Annotated in this window: 14 protein-coding genes; all 14 read right to left on the bottom strand. The window is 39.5% G+C overall.

The genetic code is table 11. The annotated features are described in order from the left end of the window. Positions 1-5: 5 nt before the first annotated feature. Positions 6-1,919 (bottom strand): ATP-binding cassette ATPase Uup, encoded by a 1,914-nt coding sequence (gene uup / locus PUND_RS09335; protein WP_010390143.1) that lies wholly within the window; start codon positions 1,917-1,919, stop codon positions 6-8. 15 nt (positions 1,920-1,934) lie between these two features. Then, entirely contained in the window at positions 1,935-2,174 is a 240-nt protein-coding gene (locus PUND_RS09330; protein ID WP_008112065.1) for a glutaredoxin family protein, read from the bottom strand. After that, the gene (gene rlmKL / locus PUND_RS09325; RefSeq protein ID WP_010390144.1) at positions 2,167-4,284 is read right to left on the bottom strand and encodes a bifunctional 23S rRNA (guanine(2069)-N(7))-methyltransferase RlmK/23S rRNA (guanine(2445)-N(2))-methyltransferase RlmL; all 2,118 of its coding nucleotides are present in this window, start codon (positions 4,282-4,284) and stop codon (positions 2,167-2,169) included. Before rlmKL ends, PUND_RS09330 begins: the two co-directional genes overlap by 8 nt. A 90-nt stretch (positions 4,285-4,374) precedes the next feature. After that, entirely contained in the window at positions 4,375-4,905 is a 531-nt protein-coding gene (locus PUND_RS09320) for a cell division protein ZapC (protein WP_010390145.1), read from the bottom strand. 130 nt (positions 4,906-5,035) lie between these two features. After that, positions 5,036-6,046, bottom strand: coding sequence for a quinone-dependent dihydroorotate dehydrogenase (pyrD, locus tag PUND_RS09315; RefSeq protein WP_010390146.1), 1,011 nt, complete (start codon positions 6,044-6,046; stop codon positions 5,036-5,038). A gap of 105 nt (positions 6,047-6,151) precedes the next feature. Next, positions 6,152-10,993 (bottom strand): NAD-glutamate dehydrogenase, encoded by a 4,842-nt coding sequence (locus PUND_RS09310; RefSeq protein WP_010390148.1) that lies wholly within the window; start codon positions 10,991-10,993, stop codon positions 6,152-6,154. A 210-nt stretch (positions 10,994-11,203) separates the two neighbouring features. Next, positions 11,204-13,525, bottom strand: a complete 2,322-nt coding sequence (locus PUND_RS09305) for an efflux RND transporter permease subunit (protein WP_010390150.1) — start codon at positions 13,523-13,525, stop codon at positions 11,204-11,206. Next, complete coding sequence (locus tag PUND_RS09300) at positions 13,525-14,520, bottom strand: WD40/YVTN/BNR-like repeat-containing protein (RefSeq protein ID WP_010390151.1); 996 nt, start codon at positions 14,518-14,520, stop codon at positions 13,525-13,527. Before PUND_RS09300 ends, PUND_RS09305 begins: the two co-directional genes overlap by 1 nt. A gap of 124 nt (positions 14,521-14,644) precedes the next feature. Then, positions 14,645-16,009 carry a DUF1329 domain-containing protein gene (locus PUND_RS09295; protein WP_010390152.1) on the bottom strand — a complete coding sequence of 455 codons (1,365 nt, stop codon included), beginning with the start codon at positions 16,007-16,009 and terminating at the stop codon, positions 14,645-14,647. Between the two features lie 13 nt (positions 16,010-16,022). Further along, entirely contained in the window at positions 16,023-18,119 is a 2,097-nt protein-coding gene (locus PUND_RS09290; RefSeq protein ID WP_010390153.1) for a DUF1302 domain-containing protein, read from the bottom strand. 254 nt (positions 18,120-18,373) lie between these two features. Then, positions 18,374-18,595 carry a DUF2835 domain-containing protein gene (locus tag PUND_RS09285; protein WP_010390154.1) on the bottom strand — a complete coding sequence of 74 codons (222 nt, stop codon included), beginning with the start codon at positions 18,593-18,595 and terminating at the stop codon, positions 18,374-18,376. 3 nt (positions 18,596-18,598) lie between these two features. Beyond that, entirely contained in the window at positions 18,599-21,193 is a 2,595-nt protein-coding gene (gene pepN, locus PUND_RS09280; RefSeq protein WP_010390155.1) for an aminopeptidase N, read from the bottom strand. 50 nt (positions 21,194-21,243) lie between these two features. Beyond that, positions 21,244-22,728, bottom strand: a complete 1,485-nt coding sequence (gene nhaC, locus PUND_RS09275; protein WP_041709519.1) for a Na+/H+ antiporter NhaC — start codon at positions 22,726-22,728, stop codon at positions 21,244-21,246. A 159-nt stretch (positions 22,729-22,887) separates the two neighbouring features. Beyond that, positions 22,888-24,912 carry a carboxy terminal-processing peptidase gene (prc, locus tag PUND_RS09270; protein WP_010390159.1) on the bottom strand — a complete coding sequence of 675 codons (2,025 nt, stop codon included), beginning with the start codon at positions 24,910-24,912 and terminating at the stop codon, positions 22,888-22,890. Positions 24,913-24,919: the final 7 nt, after the last annotated feature.

The raw sequence follows: 24,919 nt of genomic DNA, 5'->3' as shown, positions 1-24,919 counted from the left end.
CCTTACTACTGATTCTTTAATTCTTCAAGTTCTTCCCAACGCTCAAAAGCGGCTTCAAGGTCAGACTCAAGTTGGGCTAAATGGTTCAATTCCTTGGCTGTTATATCACTGTCTTGCTTGAAAAAATCTTCATGACTTACTCGTTCTTGTTGTTTTTCAAGTTCAGCTTCAAGTTGCTCCATTTTATTAGGTAGTTGCTCTAGTTCAAGTTTTAATTTGTAAGAGAGTTTATTTGCTTTGTTATTGCTTTTAACTGGCGTTGGCTCTGTTTTTTCAACTTTTTTGACTGGCTGCTTTTGCAACTCTTTGTGCTGCTCCGCCAAATAGTTGGTATAAGCTTCATAATCACTGTAGCCACCAACTATATCAGTAACTTTGCCGTTACCTTCAAATGCCCAAACACTCGAACAGGTATTATCAATAAACTCTCGGTCGTGACTTACTATAAGCACAGTACCTTGATATTGGTTAATAATATCTTCAAGTAGCTCTAATGTTTCTATATCTAAGTCATTGGTAGGCTCATCGAGCACTAATATATTTGAAGGTTTCAAAAATAACTTGGCTAATAACAACCTGTTTTTCTCACCACCTGAAAGTGCTTTTACCGGTGTACGAGCACGTGCTGGCGGAAATAAAAAGTCTTGTAAATAGCCTAACACGTGACGTGAGCGTCCGCCCATCATCACTTCTTGCTTACCTTCAGCAACGTTATCTTGAACGGTCGCTTCTTCATCAAGCTTCTCACGGTACTGATCGAAATATGCAAACTCTAAGTTAACACCTTGCTTTATTTCACCACTGTCTGCTTTTAAATCACCAAACAATAATTTTAATAGCGTTGTTTTACCAATACCATTAGGCCCCACCAAACCAATACGATCGCCACGCATCACTAAGGTAGAGAAATCATCAGCTATCACTTTGTCTTTAAATGCATGATTTAAGTGTTTAGCTTCAAATACTAGTTTACCTGAACGATCCGCTGTTTCGATATTGAAATCAGTTTTACCTACTTGTTCCACACGTTGTTTACGTTCATTACGTAATTGTTTCAGCTCACGAACACGGCCTTCATTACGGGTTCGACGAGCTTTAACACCTTGGCGGATCCACGCTTCTTCTTCCGCTAAGCGTTTATCAAACAATGCATTTTGTGTTTCTTCTACTTTTAAATCATGCGCTTTTTGTTCTAAGTAAGTGGCATAATCACCAGGATAAGAAATTAGCTTACCGCGATCTAAATCTAAAATACGTGTAGCAACAGCTCGAATAAATGCACGGTCATGAGATATAAATACAATGCCGCCTTTAAATTCTTTTAGGAATTGCTCTAACCACATTACACTTGTCATATCCAAGTGGTTAGTAGGCTCATCGAGCAGTAATAAATCAGGCTCACTCACTAAAGCACGCGCTAATGCAACTTTACGTAACCAACCACCAGAAAGCGACTCAAGTTTCGCATCAGGAGTTAGCTCTAATTGAGTAAGTACAAGCTGAATTCGGCTATCAAAACGCCAGCCATCTGCCGCCTCTAATTTATTAGATAAACGCTCTAATTTATTTAATAGTTGATCAGTGCAATCTGTTTGCAATTGTGTGCTTACATGATGAAAGTCAATAAGTAAGTTAGCAATTTCGGGCATACCTTGGGCAACATAATCAAATACAGTGCCACTTGCCCCTTTAGGTGGATCTTGCTCTAAACGCGATATTTTTAAACTACCAACTTGGTTTATTTCGCCATCATCAAGTATTACTTGACCGTCGAGTACTTTTAAAAGCGTTGATTTACCTGCACCATTGCGACCTACAATACACACACGTTCGCCACTTTCGATTACTGCATCTGCATTATCAAGTAATGGGTGTGTACCGTAAGCTAATTGTGCTTTTGAAATTCTAATTAAATCCATAGTTAATCTTTACTCTTATTCTGCTTGCGCTAAAAACTGCTGCGCCTGAGGTGCAGTAAAAGGCCAAAATAATTGTTGGCCTTGTTGATTTTTTAAAACCGGAATGCTTATTTGATACTCTAAAATTAATGCGTCATCGCTCATAATATCAATAAGTTGTAATTCATCGGTTGATGAAAGTAACGGTTTTAACAGCTGCTCTGCTTGCTCGCACAAGTGGCAGCCGTCGGTGTGATATAAAATCCACTTAGCCATGTTTAATTAACCAGCTATTATGAATTTTTTTATTTCGTTTAAAGTCAGGAGATAAGGTTTTTTCAGAAATATTTTCTGCTTTTAACCCTAACCCCATCAAGCCAACTTCATCCATTACAAAACCGCGTTTATTATTAGAGAATATTAGCGTACCCGATGGGCTCAATATTTTTTTAACCCAAGTTAACAGCTTAATGTGGTCGTTTTGCACATCAAACGCGTCTTTCATTCGTTTAGAATTTGAAAAAGTAGGCGGATCTAAAAAGATCAGGTCATACTGCCCTTGTGCATACTCTAGCCATTTTAAACAATCTGCTTGCTCAAAACGATAACGTGTATTGCTAATATCGTTAAGCGCAAAGTTATCTTGACCCCACTTTAAGTAGGTTTTAGATAAATCAACGGTAGTAATCGCTTTTGCGCCACCAATGGCTGCATGAACTGAGGCGGTTCCTGTGTATGCAAACAGGTTCAAAAAGCGCTTATCTTTTGCGTTTTCTTGAATGTAACGACGTGCAAGGCGATGATCTAAAAATAGCCCCGTGTCTAAGTAGTCAAATAAATTAACTTTAAACTTAGCACCAAACTCTTCTACTACCATGGTTCTATTTTGCTTAGCCATGGGTGTATATTGCTCTTCACCTTTTTGCTTTTTACGTACTTTTACAGCAATGTTTTCAGGTGCAATATCAAGTTGTTGTGCTGTCAAGCTAATAACATCTTGTAAACGCTTCTCAGAGGTTTTTTCATCAATCTCTTTCGGTGCTGCGTATTCAAAAATAACCGCTGAATCACCATAAATATCAACCGCAACGTTGTATTCAGGAATATCTGCATCGTAAACACGATACGCATGGACTTGATTTTGCTTAAGCCAATTTTTTAAACCTTGCTTGTTCTTTTTCAGGCGATTAGCAAATGCCATCGAGCCTTCGAAGTTTAAAGCGGGTTTGTCATCAGAGGTAAGGCTGACTTGCTTGTCATCAAGCTGATACAGGTTTAATTCAACATCAAGGGGGCCATTTTTAAATTTATAGCGTTTTTGCTTCACTAATTTAAGTAATTTAAACAGGCTTTCATCCATGCCCAGTAGAGCGAGTTTCCAATGATTAAAGTGCTTTTTAAAACCAACACCTAAGCTACGATGCAAGTTTACAAGTTCAGCCATAGAACCAATACGCTCACCATAAGGTAAGTTAGAAATAACAACACCCGGCAATTTTGCAACGCTCGTCAGTTTTGTCGCATCGCTTTGCTTAAATTTAATCACCGTATCAAGCTCTGCACGCTGCGCATTAGCAATCGCTTTATCAAGTACTTGTGCATCGTAATCATGGCCAATTAACCATAATTTAGGATCAGTAATATTCGCTAAAAGTTGCTCTTTAAGTTCTTTGAATTTTGCCACTCTAAAGCTAGGTAAACGCTCAAACGCAAATCCTTCACGGAATAATCCAGGCGCTTCATTACGTGCCATTCCAGCCGCTTCTATTAAAATAGTGCCGGCACCACAACATGGATCGAATAGTGGTTGATTGACATTTTCGAGCCAGCCACTACGTTTTATTATTGCCGCAGCTAAATGCTCTTTTATGGGTGCTTTGCCTTGACCTTGACGGTAACCACGCTCTGATAAACGCGGCCCTGAGTAATCAATATAAAGTGAAACGCCATGACGATTTAAACGTGCAACCACTCGCACATTGGCATCTTGCTTATCTACATTTGGTCGCTGTTCAAATAAATCGTTAAAGTAATCAACAATCGCATCTTTAATTACTAAACCAGAAAACTGGGTATTTTTAAGTGAATCGTTTGTGCCATTAAAATCAACAGCAAAAGTTTGTGTTGGGCCAAACCATTCTTGCCAAGGTTGTAAGCGTGCAAATTTGTACAAGCTGTCTTTGTCATTTACGCCTTCTTTTTCTTCAATAAGCATAAGTACACGCGTAGCAAAGCGTGTAGATAAACACACTTTTTGCGCTAGCAATGAGTCAGCCTCAAAGCGAACAGAACCCACAGTTTGCTTTGACACCGTAGCGCCAAGTTCTGTAAGTTCATCAACCAATAAATTTTCGATTCCGATAGAAGTAAGTGCGATAAATTGCAAAGTAAAAACCCTTAATAGCTAATTGCGCGGGATTATAACATAGGTTTGCGTACAAATACGCCTTAAACAAGTCTCAAAGACTAAATTAGGCTAAGCTGTTTGGCTATCGTACTGTGAGGTAATTAAGGGGTGAACTCGGTTGTTTAAAACGCGGATAACTTCAAACTGGGCAAGTGATAGATTGTCATCTAGTGCAAAGGTTTCACTTAAATTAATGCACACAGAAGCATCTGGACAATGCTCTATAATTAAAAACTCGCCAGTTTGTGATTCTGAGCTTAAATTAATAACCGCTTCAGTACTAGGTGTACTACCAGTATACGGTTTAAAAAACCAACTTTTTGCCAACACTGGTTTTAATTGAAATTTAACTGCCGTTGCATTGAGCGCTATTTGGCATAACTGGGCAGGATTCCATAAATTAAACTGCGCAAGGTAATAATAAACTTGCTCATAAAAGTCTGCATCTTCAAGGCTGAAGTATGGGTTTTCAAAAGCACAATCGGTGAGCTGTCTAAGCTTATAAGGTGTACAAAGTTGCATATCGTCATTTAAATCAAGCAGTAAGCGGTTTTTTTCAGCACACGCTATCCACTGCCATTGCTTTGACGCTTGTAACATTTGCTCCTCCCTACTTAATACTTAAAAAATAAAATAAGACAATAAGCTTAGAGTATAGCTGCTTTTGACCATTTTTAAAACGTCTTTTTAGAACATTTATCGAACGATCAAAAGCTTACATAACTGATCCTTATAAGTCGTTAATGATCGACTTGACCAATTGCGGTCCTTTGTATATGAAACCGGTATAAACTTGAACTAAATCTGCACCCGCATTAAATTTTTCTTTTGCTGATTTAGCATCATCAATACCACCCACACCAATAATAGGTAACTGATTGTTTGTTAAACGCTTGAGTTCAGAAACAACATGGGTGGAACGCTCCCTAACTGGCGCTCCTGATAAACCGCCTGCCTCATCAGCATACTGCTGACCTTGCACTAAGCTACGCTCTAAGGTGGTATTTGTGGCTATAACACCATCAATTTTATTATTTAACAGTGACTCGCTCACTTGTTCAATTTGAATTGGATCTAGGTCTGGCGCAATTTTCACCAACATAGGCACATGCTTATTATGCTTGGCAATTAAATCAAGCTGTTCGTTTTTCAAGCTTTGTAATAAGTCATCTAATGCTGCGCCATATTGCAGGTCTCGTAAGCCTGGGGTATTGGGTGATGAAATGTTTACAGTGATGTATGATGCATGCTCAAACACTTTACGCATACAGTGAATGTAATCATCTTTGCCCTGCTCATTTGGTGTATCTTTATTTTTACCAATATTGATACCTAAAATACCATCGTATTTAGCTGCTTTAACATTGTTAACTAAATTATCAACACCTTTGTTATTAAAGCCCATACGATTAATAATCGCATTTGACTGCGGCAACCTGAATATCCGCGGCTTATCGTTCCCCGCTTGAGGACGCGGTGTTACTGTACCCACTTCTACAAAGCCAAAACCCATTTGAGCGAATGCCTCAATACACTCCGCATTTTTATCAAGGCCTGCAGCAAGCCCTACTGGGTTTTTAAATTCGAGGCCTAAAAAGTTCACTGGTTTATTTGCCACGCTTTGTGACCATGCAGCACTTAATGGCGTGTTAGCAAAGCGACGTAAGTTATTAAGAGCAAAATCATGGGCCCACTCCGCATCACGGGTAAACATAAAACGGCGAGCTAAATCGTAGAACATGAATATAATCCTCTTAAAATTGTAGACAAAAAAATACCTCAGACAAGGCTGAGGTATTATATAACAAAAACTGTTTAACGATTAGTTTTAATCATTAGCAGTTTGTTACTTTGCTGATGTATCACAGTTGTGACCAAGTAACATGAGCTCTCTTAATGCCACTGAGAACTTAGCAAAATCGTGACTTTGCGATGTTTTAAACTCTGTCAACATTTGCTTCCAACGTTGAAGTAACAGATCTTGACTATCCATCCATTGTTCAATTTGACCATCTACATCACTGCTTTCACCTTCAAAGCTGTTTAATACCACTTCTGACAAGGTGCGTTGCTGCCAATCTAACTCTTCACGATATGATGCACGCGCTAATGCCTGCCAATGGTTAGAAACCGGTTGATTAGTGATTTGATCTAAGAACCAATGTAGTCCCATTTGCGCACCTAATTTAAAGTAAGTGTGCGACACCATATCGATTTTACGATTAGAGTTTTGAGCAATTTGCGTTAAATCCATTACCGAGAACAAACTTGATAACGACACAATGCGCTGTGCGATATCTGTAGGTACACCGCTTTGTGTTAGTTCTTCACGGGCACTTACAATACGATCGCTTTCTGTTTTAACGATGTATTTAGTTAAGTTTTCACTTAAATCGGCAAATGTTGGTGAGAAAATTTCAATCGCTTGCTCAATTGATTGTGCTTTCGTGCGATGACGAAGGAACCAACGTGTAGCGCGACGAACTGTACGACGTAACTGGTATAACATTTCTGTTTGTACGTTCGATGGTATTTTATTATCTAAATCACTAATAGATAACCATGTTTCACGCATTTGGAAAATTTCACTTGCGATTGAATAACACAATGCAATTTCAGCTTCGTTTGCACCGGTTTCTTCATTCATTCGCACCATAAAGTTTAAGCCCATATCATTAACAATATTATTTGCTAACTTAGTGGCAATAATCTCTTTGCGTAGTGGATGATTATCCATAGCATCATTAAACTTCTCACGTAATGGGCGCGGGAATGATTTAACTAATAACTGACGGTAATATGGATTCTCAGTAATTTCATCCGTTACCAAAGACTCTTTTAGCACCATTTTCGCGTAAGAAACTAATACAGATAGCTCAGGGCGTGTTAAATCCTTACCTGCAGCGGCGCGCTCTGCTAACTCTTCATCTGTAGGAATAAACTCAATTGCACGGTCTAGCTTACCGTCTTTTTCAAGTGCATGAATAAAGCGAATTTTTTCTTTAAGCGTTGAGGTCCCTTTAGATTGAGTGATCGACAAAGTGTGCGTTTGACGATAACAATCTTTAAGTACTAATTCAGACACTTCATCGGTCATTGAGTAAAGTAACTCATCACGTTGCTTACGCGTTAAGTCGCCTTCAGCAACTAAACCATTAAGTAAAATTTTAATATTTACTTCGTTATCTGAACACGCAACACCACCTACGTTATCGATGAAGTCAGTATTTACACGACCGCCTTGTGCTGCAAACTCAATACGACCTAATTGGGTTGCACCTAAGTTACCGCCTTCGCCAAATATTTTAGCACCAAGATCTTTACCGTTAATGCGCAGCGCATCGTTAGCACGATCTCCAACATCTGCATCCGTTTCTTTAGAATGCTTGATGTAAGTCCCTATACCACCATTCCACAATAAATCATGGTCCATCATTAATGATGCTTTGATCAATTCATTCGGCGTCATACTAGCTTTTTTAGTGCCTAACATCTTTTTCATTTCAGGGGTCAGCGTAATCGACTTAGCAGCACGCGAGAAAATACCACCACCGCTTGAGATTAATTCTTTGTTGTAATCTTCCCATGATGAACGCGGTAATTTAAATAAACGCTCACGCTCTGGATAAGAAGCTGCTGCATCTGGGTTTGGATCAACAAAGATATGTAAGTGATTAAACGCCACTTGCAAGCGAATGTGCTTTGATAACAGCATACCGTTACCAAATACGTCACCGGCCATGTCCCCGATAGCTACTGCTGTAAAGTCTGTGGTTTGACAGTTAATATCCATTTCACGGAAATGACGTTTTACAGACTCCCAAGCGCCACGTGCTGTAATACCCATCTTCTTATGGTCATAACCTACAGAACCACCTGATGCAAACGCATCACCTAGCCAGAAGTTATATTCGTTTGCGATACCATTGGCAATATCAGAGAATGTTGCTGTGCCTTTATCCGCTGCTACTACTAGGTACGCATCGTCTTCATCATGGCGTGTAACATCAACAGCAGGTACAATTTCACCACGGTCAATATTGTCTGTGATATCTAATAAACCACGAATGAAGATTTTATAACATTCTTGGCCTTCTTTAATAAACGCTTCACGTTCACTAGGTAGTTGTTTACATACAAATCCACCTTTTGAACCTACCGGTACAATCACGGTATTTTTAACTTGTTGCGCTTTTACTAAGCCAAGTACTTCTGTACGGAAATCTTCACGACGATCTGACCAACGCAATCCACCACGGGCAACTTTACCAAAACGTAAATGCACACCTTCAACACGTGGAGAATAAACAAATATCTCAAACGCTGGCACAGGTAGTGGGACTTCTGGAATTAAACTTGGCTGAATTTTAAGTGAGATGTACGACTTAAATTTGCCTTCAGCATCTTTTTGGAAGTAGTTCGTACGTAATGTAGCAACAATCATATCAACGTATAAACGGATAATACGATCATCATCAAGGTTCGCTACGTTTTCTAACTCTGCATAAATTTCTAAGCCTAGTTTTTCAAGTGTTTTAGCACTTGCAGGGCTTTTTACAGAGAACTTTTTAGAGAATAAGTTAACAATTTTAGCGGCAATATGCGGGTAATTTGCAAAGGTACTTTCAATATACGTTTGCGAGAAAGTAACCCCTATTTGGCGCATGTATTTTGCGTATGCACGTAAAATTGATGATTCACGACCCGTTAAACCACCCATTAACACTAGACGGTTAAAGCCATCGTTTTCTAAACGGTTTGCCCATACACTGGTTAATGCAGCACGAAAACGTGCAGAGATCTTATCAAAATCAGCCATCCCTTTGCTATCAATTAGCATAGAGAAGTCCATGACCCAATTTACGCCACCATCACTAGTTTTAACCGAGTATGGCGTTTCACCTACAACACGTAGACCAAAGTTTTCAAGCATTGGCATAACATCAGATAAATGAATTGGTTCATCTTTATGGAATAAGCTTAAACGCACAATATTGCTGCTTGCTTCTTCTTGTGGACGATAGAACAACATTTCTAACTTGTTATCATCGCTTAGCATTTCTAGCTTTTCAATATCGACCACTGCAGCGCTAGGTAATACTTCTTCTTTGTATGAGCGTGCAAAGGCATTGCAATATTTACGGTTTAATTCATTACCACGGGCCTCACCAGCAGATTCAAGTAAGGCTGATTGTAATTTGTCTTCCCAAGTACGAGCGGCTTCTATTAGGTTGTTTTCTATGTCTTTCACGTTATATTCAATATTGTTGTCGGTCACACGAACAGTGTAATGGGTACGCGCCAGTGTAGACTCAGAGAAATAGGTAGTAAATTCGACTTTAACGTCAGAATTAAATGCGTTAGCTAAAATAGCTTGCGTTTCGCGGCGAAGCGCTGTGTTATAACGCTCACGTGGTACATAAACCATGCATGATAAAAAACGGCCATATGCATCTTTACGAACAAATAAACGACACATGTCGCGTTCTTGTATTTGCAACACGCCCATGGCAACTTCTAGTAACTCATTCTCACGAGCTTGTACCAGTTCGTCACGTGGGTAGGTTTCTAATATATTTAATACGGCTTTGTATGCATGTGTCCCTTTAGCGAAGTCACACATATCCATAATACGATTAATTTTACTTTTAAGAACCGGTACATCAGCAGCGCTATTGTTGTAAAAGTTTGATGAAAACAAACCGATAAAACGATCTTCACCAATAACATTGCCTTTGTCATCAAAACGTTTTACACCCACATAATCTATGTAAGCTGGGCGATGAACGCGAGACAATGAATTAGTTTTAGTTAAAATTAATAGGTTACTACTGCGTGCTTCTTGGCGAGCCACTTCAGGTAACTCAGAAAGCAAACGTGTATGCTCAGCATCAGAGTTTTTCATTAACCCTAAGCTGGTATCCATTTTACCTTTTAATTGATAGTCGCCCTGAACTGGTGAAAGTTCATATTGGCGATAACCCATTAATGTAAAGTTGTCTTTTACTAGCCAATCTAAAAACTCAACGGTTTCATTTATTTCATTGTCATTTTTATCTTTATGGCTTTTTGGCAAGCTTTTGCTTACCGCGATTAATTTTTCGCGAATAGGCTGCCAATCTTCAACCGCAACCGATACATCAACAAGTACTGATTCAAGCTCTTTTTTGAAAGACTCAATAACAGTTGCATCTGTTTGACGGTCAATTTCTATAAAGAATACAGTTTTTGTTGATGTTGATTCTTGCTCTGCTTTTAAGCTTGATAACCCAGATATTTTTTCGTTTTTATCACGTTGAATTTTCAGTGGACTATGAAGAAGTAAGTGAGAGGCAATGTTTTCTCGTGTCATGGCCATACGTACAGAGTCAACTAAAAACGGCATGTCTTTAGCAATGATCTCTACAATGGTATGTGATGACTGCCAGCCATCTTTTGCCACTTCAGGGTTGAAAACGCGAATAACTGCGTCATCTGATGTATTTTTTTCTAGCGAATTCCAAAGGCTGAGTGCAGCACCATATAAGTCACTGTCGTTGCGATTTGCCAAATCCTCTTTAGACATATTGCTGTACAAGGCTTTGGCGAATTTCTCAACGAGTAACACATTATCAGCGCGAACTTTTTTCTGGATAAGCTTACAGACGTTATCTAAAATAACCGAGGCTTGGCCTTCATTTCGTGTCATTGTATGTTCCTTAATCTATCACTGCTAGTTTAGCAGAATATTTGTACAGCCATTTATTAGCGTGGAGTCAGTTAAATTCTAACCCTTTTAAAACTAATAAACAGCCTTTTCGATGAAAACATTTTAAGCATTTCAGCTATTTGGTCATCTATTCACAAAATATAGATATAAATGGCCATTACTGGCCATTTTGGAGCAAATTTATTCACCTTATTTTTTCTGGTCAGTCCAGAGCAAGCTACCAATTGCAGGTAAAAGTAATACAGCACCCAACATATTTACTAAAAACATGAAGGTAAGCAGAATTCCCATATCAACTTGGAACTTCAAATCAGAAAAAATCCACGTACTAACACCAATTGCTAATGTAATACCAGTAAATAACACCGCACTACCACGTTCAACTAATGCATTACGATAAGCAATACTCAATGGCACGTTTTGTTTTAACTGCCCCATCATCGATGACAAAATATAAATACCGTAATCAACACCAATACCTACGCCCAAAGCAATTACTGGTAAGGTTGAAACAGTTAGACCAATCTCAAGCTGAACCATAAGTGCTTGCGCAAGAGTGGAGACTATGTACAAGGGTAATACCACTGCAATAGTCGCTTTTACGCTCTTAAAGCTAAGTAAGCATAAAATAATGACCGCACCATAAACATAGAGCATCATAGGGATTTGTGCAGCTGAAACAGATTCATTCGTTGCAGCCATCACACCTACAGGGCCTGATGCCAATTTGAAAGCAAGCTTGTCTGTGCCCTCTTCAACAGCAAATTGTTTTACCTTTGCAATCACGTTATCAATAGTTTGTGCTTTGTGATCATCTAAAAATATAATCACGGGCATTACTGAACAATCACCGTTTAATAACCCTGTGCTGGTTTCAACGCGAGAGGTTGACTGCACTAAACTGGCAGAATTGCGCGGCAAACTTTGCCACTTTAAATTACCCTCGTTATAACCGGCATTAACTGATTGTGCCACTGAGCTTAGGCTGACCGCTGATTGTACACCAGCTAAATTTTCAACCTTATACTGAAAGCGCGATATACGCTCCATGACGTCATGCTCGGTACACGCAGCAGGATATGCTTCCACAATGACTTTTAAAATATCCGAAGAAATAGTGTATTTGTCCGATATTAAGAAAGTATCTTGGTTGTAACGTGCATCTTGGTGCAATGATGGTGCCCCAGCATGTAAATCACCAATACGCATTTTGTCTGCTTGCCAATAGCCCAGTGCAAATAAAACCAGAGTGAAACCAATAATGATTTTTGCTGTTTTTGGGTCGGTTGCTTTAACCAACAAATCGCGCATTGCATCGAGTATGTTCGGTTTATTAGCATCACCTGATTGAATATGGATGCTGTTTTCAAAGCGCATATACGACGCCCACACTGGCAACAAAATCAGATTAGTAAATATAATCACTGCCACACCTAAACTCGCAGTAATAGCAAGTTCACGAATAATACCGATATCAATGGTTAATAGGGTTAAAAAGCCAACCGTATCAGATAACAACGCAATCCCGCCAGGCACAAGTAAAGCCCTAAAGCTTGATTGGCAACATATTGCTGTAGACTTACCTTCAGCAACCTTTTTACCAATGGCATTAATCATCTGCACACCGTGGCTTACGCCAATAGCGAAGACTAAAAATGGCACTAAGATAGACATAGGATCAAGACCGAAGCCTAAGCTAGAAAGCAATCCTAACTGCCAAATTACCGCAATAATTGAACACACAATCGGTAAGATAGTAAGTTTTAAGCTGCCACAAAATAGCCATACCATGACAAAAGTAAACGCAATTGCAATGGCAAAAAATAATACAACCCCTTTTGCGCCCTCGGCTATATCGCCGGCCATTTTTGCAAAACCAATAATATGAATACTGATCTTTTCGGTACTTAGAGGCTCACGAATTTCGCTTTCTAATTTTTTTGCAAAAGCGAGAGTGTCTAATTTTTCTTGTGTTTGCGGATCAGTCTCTAACAGTTGGGCGGTGACCATGGCACACGAATAATCGCTTGCTATCATACGACCCACTACTTTGGCCTTTTCAATGTTCTCTTTAACAATTCCTAAGCCTTGCTTATCGGCTTTAAAGTTGGCTGGTATAATAGGCCCGCCAGCAAAGCCATCTTCAACGACTTCAACAAAGCGAGCACTAGGTGAAAAAATTGAATTTACTAAGGGACGATTTACTCCTGGAATAAAGTAAAGTTGGTCATGCACAGCTTTTAATTGAGTAAAAAATTCAGGGTTAAAAATATCACCACTGTCATCACATACTGAAATTAAAATACTATTAGCGCCACCAAACTGTTTTTCATGTTTGGTGTACACCTTCATATAATCATGGTTAAGCGGAATATTTTTATTAAATGACGCATCAAGCTGAATCTGCGTTGCTTTAAAAACCAATAAACAGGTGATCAACACAAAACTTATGAGCACCACTAAGCGGTGTCTAAAAATCGCTTTTTCTAAAAAATCTAAAATTGCTTGCATTAAGGGGTCAACTCCTTCACTTTAATGCCGTTTTCTGTTGCCATGATCAGTTTATCTTTAACAATCACGCCATCAAGAATCGCTTTACCATCAGCCAACTGCTCGTACGACAACACATCATCTTTAAGGTGAAAAATAACACCGCTATTAGCCAATAATAGCCATTGTTTATTGTTATAATTAATGATGCTATTTACAGTAGCTGTTTTATCATTGTCTAAGTGCTGCCAGTGCTGACTGTCGGTTTTATTTAGGAAAATATTACCACGTAACCCCGCAACAATTTGTTGCGATGGATCTGAAGCAAATCCAAAAAATGAACCAGGGTAAATTTCATCTAAACGTTGCCATGTTTGGCCATCGTCATCACTTTTTGCCATTAAGCCCATCTCACCGACCAGCATTAAACCCGAACTAGTCGGTTCAATGCGATTAAAGTGAGGTAATATAGACGAGGTTTCTATTTCGTAACCCTCAGGATCGGTTTGTTTTAAATCATTTAAATAATCTCTATCTTCACTAAATAACAGCGAATCTAAAAAGCGTTTTTGCCAATGTTTTCCGCCATTACTTGTTTGATAAAACATACCGTAAGCGCCAACCGCATAGCCATTTAAGTCATCTTTAAAATAAATATCTAAACAGGGTTTATCTAAGCTTGGTTTTGCTTGTTGTAACTGCCAGTTTTCACCACCATCGGTGGTATTAATAATTGTGGCGTCATGTCCACATGCCCAGCCATTAGAATCATTAGTAAATTCAACCGCTGTTAGTAATACTTGTGTAGGTACCAATTTTGCTTGTTGCCAATCGCTACCATCAATACTTTTAATGACCGTACCATGTTTACCTACAGCAATAAGCCCTGCTGAAGTTTGGGTAATATCGGTAAGGAGTGTTTTATCTGCATTAATTGCGCTAATCGCACTTTGAGGTGCGTCTTGTGCAAAACTCGCACCGCTTAGGATCAGGCTGGCATAGACCAAATACTTCATAAATTAAATTCGCCTTGAACTGAGGATTTGTTTGTCTGTTATAAAGAGGAAAACCTGTGCGTTAATAGACAAACGCGATGTGAAAGAAAAAAGGCACCTAGGAAACTAGGTGCCTGCTTTTATACTATCTGCCAGCGCGACGTAAAGCGCTCGATGTAAACTCATTGTCATTAAATGACTGAGAAAAGTCATACATCTTTTCTTGGTTATCTAGACCAATGGCTAAGTAGCGACGTGAATTAAGATCGTGGTATACCTCAAGCGTACTCCACTGTGTCGGTACTTCATAGTAGTTAAGACCATAAGCCATTGCTACACGATAAAGTTGGTCACGATTATCGTAAATATCGGTAACATGAACTTGCCAACTGTCTTCGTCAATGTAGAAAACACGTTTTTTGTAAATATGACGGGTGTCATCTTTTAAGTTTGCTTCAACAACCCATACACGGTGTTTTTCGTAACGAGTATGCTCAGGGTTGATATGACCAGGCTTTAAAATATCATCATAAGTTAGCTTGTCGCTGTGAAGCTTGTAGCTATTATATGGGATGTAAAGCTCTTGCTTACCTTTTAGCGTCCAGTTATAACGATTTGGCGAGCCGTTGAACATATCAAAATCATCAGTTGTACGTAAGCTATCTGCTGCTGTACCCGGTGCATCGTATGCTACATTAGGTGCACGACGCACACGGCGTTGACCTGAATTGTACGTCCACGCTTGGCGCGGCGTTAAAATTTGGTCCATAGTTTCATGCACCAATAACGCGGTCCCTGCCAAACGGGCTGGCTCTGTCACTTGCTGTTTAAACTTAAACAAAATATTAGAATCTTGTAGTTCAGCCGGAGTAGCACTTGGATCTGAATACTTAACTAATAACTGCTCATCAAAACCAACATAGTTATATGAACCCGATGCCGTCGGTGCTGCCTGACCACCAAAACGCTCAATAGACTGACCACGATAACGCAGTAAATGGTTCCAAATTGCTTCTAAACCCGTTTTAGGGATTGGAAATGGAATACCAATAGCTGTACTTTTAATACCATTTCCGCCTTCAACTAATTCAGCAGACGTTGCAAACTTTTTGGTTGCATCGTACACAAATTGTGGAAAAGACGCAGAACGACGGGTTTCATACACTGGCATTTTAAACGTATCTGGGTACGCTTCAAATAACGCGATTTGTCCTGGGCTTAAGTTTTCTTTGTATTTATCAATATTACTTTTATCAATAGTGAATAATACTTTATCGGTTGCATAAGGGTCCAAGTGGTGCATACCCGGTTCATAACCTGCGGGAGCAGCAGTAATACCGCCATTCCATGCTGGGATTGAGCCATCAGCATTCGCTGCTTTTTCCGCACCAATTGGACTTAAGTCTTTACCAAGGCGCGCAGCTTCTTCTGGGCTAATTTTAGCCAGCGCTGCGTGGCTTGCAAACAAACTACAAAACGCTGTAGCAATGAGGGTAGGTTTTTTAATCATAATAATGTTACCCCTAGATAGAATATTTTAAGTTAAAAGAAACGTAATCTCGGTCAGAGAAAGTGTTGGTGTCGCCACCACCCCAAAATGAGTTGTAACTTACATCCAAAGACCATGCATTTTGGTAATTAAAGCTCATGGTAGCACCTAGCGACTTACGATCTTCAATGAATAAGAACATTGGATCCGGCGTATTACCATTTACATCATGCGAAAATACAAAACGTGGTGAAAAGTTAATACCGTTGTAAAGGTTAAAGTAGTCACCTTTAGCAATTAGGCGATAGCCCCACGATGAAGCCGTAGCAAACGATTTTTGCTCAGGGCCATTTGATAACGCCATGTGTAATGCAGAGTAATCTGAACTACCAGGGCCTTGCATAATACCGCTTCGACCAGTACCAGACACATTCAAGCGCATTTCATCGTATTCAGGCATATTGTTGATACGAACACCACCAATTTCACCCACCACAGCCCAACTATCAGCACCTAATGACGGGCCAAATAAATGCGTTGCCGTAAACTGTAATTGTGATGTATTGCGCTCAATATAACCTTTGGCTAATTCACCAGGGCCGACAACACTTGCAGCATCACCTTTACTCATTTGCGAAATACCTGCAAACTCAGGACGTAAACCCGCAATAGCTAACTGTTCAGGCATTGCTGCATAAAGTAATTCTACGTCATCGATTTGTAGCGGTTCGTCTTCACGAAAAGTAAACTCACCAGCAAACGCTGTTTCACCAAGTGAAGTGTTAAAGCTTAAACCGTAAAGTTTAATATCTTCAGGGTACTCGTTAGTTGCTTTAGCAAATGCTTTTAAATCAGATACGTTATCAGAGGTAATTTCTGTGGTAGCAATCATCGCTAAATCTTGTTGAATTGATGCTTGCGTGAAGTTAGATACGCGACCTGAAATAAGTGGACGACGGCTATGGTAATTTACATGGTAAAGTGCCACTTCTGTATCGTTCCACTCGGGTAAGAACATGCCTAAGCGTAAACCATATTGGCCCCCATCATCTGGCTCAGTTTTGCCATCGTAGCCTTTGCCTTTTAGCGCGACCTTGGTCGGGTACGCTAAGTACATATTTGCCAATAACTGTTGGCCAGCTGCGCTTGATGGGTCAATACCTTGGCTCGCAGCCACTTGGCCATAAGTTGCCATCAGGTTATTTAAGTTATCTGTTAAAAACGCTAAATCGATATCAGGGTTTGAGGTAAAGCCTAGCTGTACGTTTTGTTGGTAACCGTTTTCTGCAGCAAAATCATTGGTAGAAAAATAAGTCCCTGCTGCTGGTAGGCGGGTTTCATGCCATTGATACTGATAAAAACCTTCTAAGGTAACATTTTCAGTAAGCCCTAGCGATGCCCATAACATACCAACTGGAATAAACGCTTCTTTTAGTTCAGCACCTGGAGCTTTCAAACGGTCAATATCAACCGGGTTTACGTTAATACCATGAGAAATTAACGTACTTTCACCCCAGTTTACTACTTGTTGACCCAAGCGAATTGACAGTGGATTATAACCATCGTTTAAATCAAAGTTCGCCCATACGTAGGCATCAAGTAAACGAAGGTCTGCACAACTTTGCTCTTTAGTATCATCGTCGTCACAAGGATCTACGCCTTGCCCTGATGTTGGATTAACATAAGCACGATCGCCGTCCATTAATTCAAAATCATAAAAATACATAAAACGGGTAAATAAACCGTAGTTATCTTTACTTATTGAAAGGTCATGCGTGCCCTTTAATAGTTTGGAGAAAGATTCGCCGCTATTAAAGTTTAAATCACCGGCATCGCCATTATTCGAGTAAGAGCCCGGTTGAGCCCAAACATCTTGTGATGAATAAATCGGATTAACTGCTGGGTTATAGCCAGTCCAATCGAAAGATGGGTTATTACTTTTACCTATGATGTTAAAGTCGCGGTCTTCAACACGAATACTTTGGCCATAAGAAAAAGTAGAATCGAAGGCGATATCAAAACCACCTACCTCAAATGTTGCAGCCTGTGTCTGTGCTGCAGATAAACCGATAGCCGCAGCTGTTAAGCCGAGTACTATTTTATTTTTAACAAAAAGCGATCTTCTTATCATTTTGGTTCCCCCCCTGTCGCGGGTATTTTTTGTGTGATCAAGTTATTGTTTTTAGTGTAATCGTAACGATAGAAGCGAATTAAACAAATTACAAATGGTCGCCTTCAATCAGTTATAAGTTTTTTATTTGTTTGACGTTTACGTATTGGTAAGACGTCATACCAGATAATTTATACACGTAAATTAACAATAGGACAAATCGAAATTAACAAAAAGGCAATATTTGTGTATATCTATATCATAAAAAACAATAGCTAGGCTACTCGTTCGAGACGGATGAACTTGTTTTCATTACTTAAAATAAGTCTAAATCGACCTCGGATCCCTAAACTCGAAATAAAAGGTCGAAGATAATGAGCGGAAAAACGAATTGTTTTACCGCTATCAGCTGTCACTTGGATAGAGCTATACCGTCCATGGTAATAATCCATGCACTTTGTGTAGCTCAAATTCATACTAAAATAATGTTCTATCATGATTTATTGTAAGGCTTTTTCAACCTTTTCAAATAAGTCGTCGCTTAAACCTTCTAAATTAGCTAATCGCTCTAATTGTGCTCGCATTGCAGTTGCACGCGTTTCGTCATAACGACGCCACGACATAAACGGCGTTAACATACGAGATGCATTTTGCGGATTAATCGCATTAAGCTTAATCAATAAATCGCCAAGTAATGTATAGCCCGTGCCATCTAAACGATGAAACTGTGCGGTATTAAAATGAGAAAAGCTGCCCACTAATGCACGTACTCGGTTTGGATTCGAAAAATCAAAGCAAGGATGCGAGTACAAGGCTTTTATTTTCTCGATAGCATCTTCAGCAGAGTTCATTGCTTGCAAAGCAAACCACTTATCCATTACTAATACATCATGGCGCCATTGAGCATCAAAATGCTCGAGCAATTGATCCGACAATGGGTGTGCTGCTTTAACCACACTGCTTAATGCACCGAGTACATTGGTCATATTTGTTGAAGATGCAGCCTGCTCAATTAAACTTGCCGCATCAACACTGTCGGTTTTTGCCAAGTAATGAAGACAAAGCTGTTTCAGCGCACGTATTGCCACCGCTTGGGCAGTCACACTACCATCACCAATGATTGCTTGGTAACAACTTAAAAACTCACTGTGCAATTGTGTGGCTATTTGCTGTTCAAATAACTCAATGTTTGCCGTTATCTGATCTACCGGTATTATTTCAAATTCAGCAGCTAAGGTATCAAAACTTGGTAACTTCAACAGTTCAGCAATCAATGCTAAATCACCCTCACGTTGAGATAGCAATGTGCGAAGTGCATCAATCACCTCCTCACTCAATGGAGTTTTACTTGCTGAAGTAACATTGGCTTTAAGTGCGTTAATAAATAACTGCTGTTGTGCATCCCAGCGTGAAAAATCGCTACGCGCAAAACGCATAATATGCAGTAAATCCGCTTCACTAATAGATTGATTTAAAATACATGGGGCTGAAAAATCTTCGAGCAATACCGCGGTTGGGTTAGTGTGAATATTATCAAAGTAAAATGTTTGCGAGCTATTAGTTACATCCAACACATTATCAAGCTGTTTCCCTTGGTATTGCAATGTAATACTTTGCCCCTGAGAGTCTAAAAGCTCAATAGCAAAAGGGATATGTAACATTGCATTATCAGGCTGGTTCGCTGGCGTAAGCTGCTCTACGGTAAGCGAGAATATTTGCGAAGCTTCATCATACTTTTTAGTTACGTTTAGGCGAGGCGTACCACAGTGGTTATACCAACGCTTAAATTGTGATAAATCAATGGATGATGCATCACTCATTGCTGCAACAAAATCATCACACGTCACTGCTTGCCCATCATGGCGTTCAAAGTACAAAGCCATGCCTTTTTGAAAGTTTTGCTCACCTAAAAGGGTATGCATCATGCGAATTACTTCTGCCCCTTTATCATATACAGTCACAGTGTAAAAGTTATTCATTTCAATCACTTTTTCTGGACGTATCGGATGAGCCATAGGACCTGCATCTTCACTAAACTGATGAGTACGCATCACTTTTACAGCATCAATTCTATTAAGCGCACGAGAGCCTAAATCACTACTAAATTCTTGATCTCGAAATACCGTCAAGCCTTCTTTTAAAGACAATTGAAACCAGTCACGACAAGTTACACGATTTCCGGTCCAGTTATGAAAGTACTCATGGCCAACAATAGACTCAATGGTGTGGTAATCTTTATCGGTTGCCGTTTCTTGATTCGCCAACACGCATTTACTGTTAAAAATGTTTAAGCCTTTATTTTCCATTGCTCCCATATTGAAAAAATCAACGGCAACAATCATGTAAATATCAAGGTCGTACTCTAAATTAAAGCGAGTTTCATCCCAAGCCATCGCTTTTTTAAGCGAAGTCATGGCATGCTCTGTTTTTGGTAAATTCCCTTTATCAACAAATAACGCTAAGGTGACGTCTTTACCACTACGTGTTGTGTATTTGTCGTGTAAAACATCAAAGTCCCCAGCTACTAAGGCAAACAAATAGCTAGGCTTTTTGAATGGGTCTTGCCATTTTACAAAATGGCGTCCATCTTGCGTTTCACCGCTATCAACTTGATTACCATTTGAAAGTAAATGTGGGAATATTGTATCTGCAATTATAGTGACATCAAAAGTAGAAAGGACATCAGGACGGTCCATATAGTAGGTTATTTTTCTAAACCCTTGTGCTTCACATTGGGTACAGTAAGCCCCGCCCGATAAGTACAACCCCTCAAGTGAAGTATTGGTTTGCGGTGATGTTTGCGTCACTATACTTAGCTGACACTCATCAGGTAGATTATTAATGATTAATTGCTGATTTATAATTTTATAATCTGTGAGCTCCTCACCCTCTACCGACAATGAGATCAAAGTTAAGTCAATGCCATCTAATACCAGTGGTGCATTTGAATCGCCAACGCGCTTAAGTGTTAATAAAGCATTTACCTGAGTTTGTAATGGCTGTAAATCAAACGTCAGCTCAGTGTGTTCGATTGAAAAATGGGGGGCTTGGTAGTCTTTTAGATATTCTGCTTGAGGTTTTTGTAGTTCAGTCATGTTCACTCCAAAAAAATAGCCCCTTTTAGTGATAAAAGGAGCTACTTAAATTAAGCCGTTTGTTTAGGTTTAATACGTAGTATCTTAATTCCTAAGTAAGCGTAAATCACGGCTAAGAAAGGATTTATAAGGTTAAAGAAAGCATAAAGCGCATAGTCAAACGGATTGATTAATAAAACACTTTGCATATACGCACCACACGTATTCCACGGTATCAGTGGGCTAGTAATTGTACCGCCATCTTCTAGAGTACGTGATAAGTTAACAGGCTTTAAGCCCCGCTTTTTGTATTCTTCTTTAAACATCCGCCCAGGTACCACAATGGCAATATACTGATCGGCAGCAATAACATTGGTACCAATACACGTTGCAATAGTGGAGGCGATAAGAGAGCCAGTGCTTTTTGCTATTTTTAGAATACTTTTAACAAATATATCAAGTAGACCCGTCTTTTCCATAATTGCACCAAACATCAGTGCTGTCATGATCAACCATGTGGTTGTTAGCATGCCAGACATACCGCCGCCGCTCAGTAACGAGTCCATTTTCGCATCGCCCGTGTTAATCGTGAAGCCATCAAAAAAGGTGGTCCAAACCAGTTTAAAGTAACCGACAAACTCACCCTGAGTCATGTCTATTTGGCTAGCAATTAAGTCCGATTGAAATAGCATAGCCCACACCGCGCCAATGACAGCACCAATAGAAATGGCAGGAAACGCTGGCATTTTTCGAATAGCAAGTACGAGTAATACAATTAACGGCACCAACATTTCTAAGCCAATGTTAAAGTTTTGCTGAAGAATTGCAGTTATTTGGTCTATTTGACCAGCCTCTCCCGCTGCTGTCGCGTTAAAGCCCATGAAAACAAAGATGATTAATGCAATTACAAAGCTAGGTACTGTAGTCCAAAGCATATGATGAATATGTTCAAACAAATCTGCACCAGCAACGGCTGGAGCTAAATTGGTTGTTTCAGATAATGGACTAAGCTTATCGCCAAAATAAGCGCCTGATATTACAGCACCCGCGGTAACTGTCGGTTCTAAACCCAGTCCTGAAGCGACACCGAGTAACGCAACACCTATAGTCGCTGCTGTAGTCCATGAACTACCAATACTCATTGCTACAATGCCACAAATTAAACAACTCGCGGCATAAAACCAACTAGGATTGATAATTTGTAGACCGTAATAAATTAATGTCGGAACGGTTCCTGATAATAGCCAAGTTCCAATTAATGCCCCTACCATGAGTAAGATTAAAATCGCACTAAGAGATAAGGTGATCCCCTCAATCATTGCATCTTCTAATTTTTTCCATGTGTAGCCATTTTTTAAACCAATTAACGCCGCAGCGAATGTTGCAAACAACAAGGCAATTTGATTGGGACCTGACGATGAGTCATCACCAAATAAGTACACAGCGGCACCTAATAAACAAATTAATACAGCAATTGGAATGAGTGCATCAAAAAACGAGGCACTTTTTAGTGGTTTTTCTTCAATTGGCTTCAAAATATAGACTCCTACACACATTCGATGCATGTTGATTATTTTTATTAGCACGTACGCGCATTTATTGAGCACTATTGATCTAGCTCAACTTTTGGTAATCCGCGATTATAACAATTTAGCAAATTATCGATAGTAAAAAAGGCGCCTAGGCGCCTTTTTTTTTACAAAGTGAAGCTGAATTTAGCGCTTAGCTACGCGACCATATTTGATATAATCTTGCGTAATAAGAGCTGCTTCTTCAAGAAACGGGTCAAGCTCTTCAATCACCTCAGGCACATCATCCAAGTTTTCAACAGGTTGTTTGCCTAAACGCTTTAAACGCTCGTTAGTGCGTGCTAGTGCTCGCGCTTCATTTTCTTCTTTTTCTTTAATGCGCTTTTTCTCGACTAAAGAAATTGTTTTACGATCTTTTTCTTCGTTGTAACGAGCGATATCCTCAAACACATAATTAAATTCAGGTTCAGTTTTAATTCGCTCATTGTGCTGTTTTTCAAGCACATTTATAACAGGGTTTAAACGCCCTATTTGCTTATACGTTGCTTGTACTATGCTATCCCATGGTAGTGCATTATCTTGCTTACTTTCCCCCCACTCTGCAGGGTCAATAGCCGATGGGAACGTAATATCTGGGATCACCCCTTTATGCTGTGTACTACCACCATTAATGCGGTAAAACTTTGCAATTGTATATTGCACACTACCTAATGGATTATCGTATAAGTCATAAGCACGCGCTAAACCTTTATGCTGCTGCACGGTCCCTTTACCAAAGGTTTGCTCACCAATGATAACGGCGCGGCCATAATCTTGCATAGCTGCGGCAAAAATTTCAGACGCGGATGCGCTGTATCTATCAACAAGCACTGTGAGTGGGCCATCATAATAAGTAATGCCGTCACGGTCTTTTTGTTCTTCAATACGGTTGTTTAAAGTATGAATTTGTACTACTGGACCTTGATCAAAAAACAAACCTGATAACTGCGTAGCTTCATATAATGAACCGCCGCCATTTTGACGTAAATCAATAATAATTCCGTCTACGTTTTGTTCTTTGAGTTTAGCCAACTCAACTTTTACATCTTTAGATAAGTTATTGTAAAAACCAGGGATTTCTATTACACCAATTTTGCTGGTTAAATCAGAATAACTGGCTTCAAATACTTCTGATTTGGCAGCTCTGTCTTCTAGACGAATTTTATCACGGGTAATTTCAACCACTTTAGGCGTACCGTGAGCATCTGCACCCTTTAGGTATTGCAAACGAACTTTAGTACCCTTAGGACCTTTTATTAAATCAACCACATCATCTAAACGCCAGCCAATTACATCAACAAACTCTTCGCCATCTTGAGCCACACCAATAATGCGGTCATCGGCTTTAATTTGCTCAGATTTGTCTGCCGGGCCTCCAGGCACTAAACTACGAATTACCGTGTAGTCTTCATCAGGCGTTAATACTGCACCAATCCCTTCAAGCTCAAGATCCATATCCATTTTGAACTGTTCTGCACGACGTGGAGATAAGTATGAAGTATGTGCTTCAATACTACGTGCAAGTGAATTCATTACAATTTGAAATGCATCTTCAGATTTTGATTGTACAAGACGCTTCTCTGCATTTTTATAACGCTTGGTTAAAACGTCTTTTATGCCAGGCCAATCTTTACCTGTCATTTTTAACCGTAATGCATCATATTTTACTCGCTCGCGCCAAATTTCATCTAATTCAGCTTGCGTGGTCGCCCATGGAGCATCTTCACGGTCATAAAAATATTCATCTTCAGTGTCGAACGTCATTTCATTTTCAAGTAGTGAAAGCGAAAATTCGTAACGTTCAAAACGACGTTTAAGGCTTAAGTTGAAAATATCAAATGTAAAGCCTAACTTGCCGCTAATAAGCGCGTTATCAAAACGCTCACGATATTGCTCAAAAGAGTCAATATCGCTTTTCAAAAACACGCTTTTATTAAAATCAAGGGATTCGATGTAACGATCAAACACTTTACTTGAAAGCTCATCGTTAAATCGAACAGGTGTGTAATGCGAACGAGTAAATAGATTAGCCACTCGTTTACTGGCTGTACCGTGCTGACTTTCTTGCTTGAGCAAAGGTAAGTCTTCTAATGTTACCGGCTCTACTGCAGCCAATAATGAACCTGAAAACAGCGCAGCAACTAACGGAATGAGCGTAAACTTTTTACTCATACACAAC

Source organism: Pseudoalteromonas undina (assembly GCF_000238275.3).
In the GTDB taxonomy this organism is placed as follows: Bacteria; Pseudomonadota; Gammaproteobacteria; order Enterobacterales; family Alteromonadaceae; genus Pseudoalteromonas; species Pseudoalteromonas undina.
The sequence above is the reverse complement of the archived record's forward strand: the minus strand, read 5'-3'. Positions and strand labels throughout refer to the sequence as shown.

What these genes read in the sequence shown, in the direction of transcription:
- uup (WP_010390143.1), bottom strand. Translation starts at nt 1,919, where the DNA reads ATGGATTTAATTAGAATTTCAAAAGCACAATTAGCTTACGGTACACAC.
- PUND_RS09330 (WP_008112065.1), bottom strand. Translation starts at nt 2,174, where the DNA reads ATGGCTAAGTGGATTTTATATCACACCGACGGCTGCCACTTGTGCGAG.
- PUND_RS09320 (WP_010390145.1), bottom strand. Translation starts at nt 4,905, where the DNA reads ATGTTACAAGCGTCAAAGCAATGGCAGTGGATAGCGTGTGCTGAAAAA.
- pyrD (WP_010390146.1), bottom strand. Translation starts at nt 6,046, where the DNA reads ATGTTCTACGATTTAGCTCGCCGTTTTATGTTTACCCGTGATGCGGAG.
- PUND_RS09310 (WP_010390148.1), bottom strand. Translation starts at nt 10,993, where the DNA reads ATGACACGAAATGAAGGCCAAGCCTCGGTTATTTTAGATAACGTCTGT.
- PUND_RS09305 (WP_010390150.1), bottom strand. Translation starts at nt 13,525, where the DNA reads ATGCAAGCAATTTTAGATTTTTTAGAAAAAGCGATTTTTAGACACCGC.
- PUND_RS09300 (WP_010390151.1), bottom strand. Translation starts at nt 14,520, where the DNA reads ATGAAGTATTTGGTCTATGCCAGCCTGATCCTAAGCGGTGCGAGTTTT.
- PUND_RS09295 (WP_010390152.1), bottom strand. Translation starts at nt 16,009, where the DNA reads ATGATTAAAAAACCTACCCTCATTGCTACAGCGTTTTGTAGTTTGTTT.
- PUND_RS09290 (WP_010390153.1), bottom strand. Translation starts at nt 18,119, where the DNA reads ATGATAAGAAGATCGCTTTTTGTTAAAAATAAAATAGTACTCGGCTTA.
- PUND_RS09285 (WP_010390154.1), bottom strand. Translation starts at nt 18,595, where the DNA reads ATGATAGAACATTATTTTAGTATGAATTTGAGCTACACAAAGTGCATG.
- pepN (WP_010390155.1), bottom strand. Translation starts at nt 21,193, where the DNA reads ATGACTGAACTACAAAAACCTCAAGCAGAATATCTAAAAGACTACCAA.
- nhaC (WP_041709519.1), bottom strand. Translation starts at nt 22,728, where the DNA reads ATGTGTGTAGGAGTCTATATTTTGAAGCCAATTGAAGAAAAACCACTA.
- prc (WP_010390159.1), bottom strand. Translation starts at nt 24,912, where the DNA reads ATGAGTAAAAAGTTTACGCTCATTCCGTTAGTTGCTGCGCTGTTTTCA.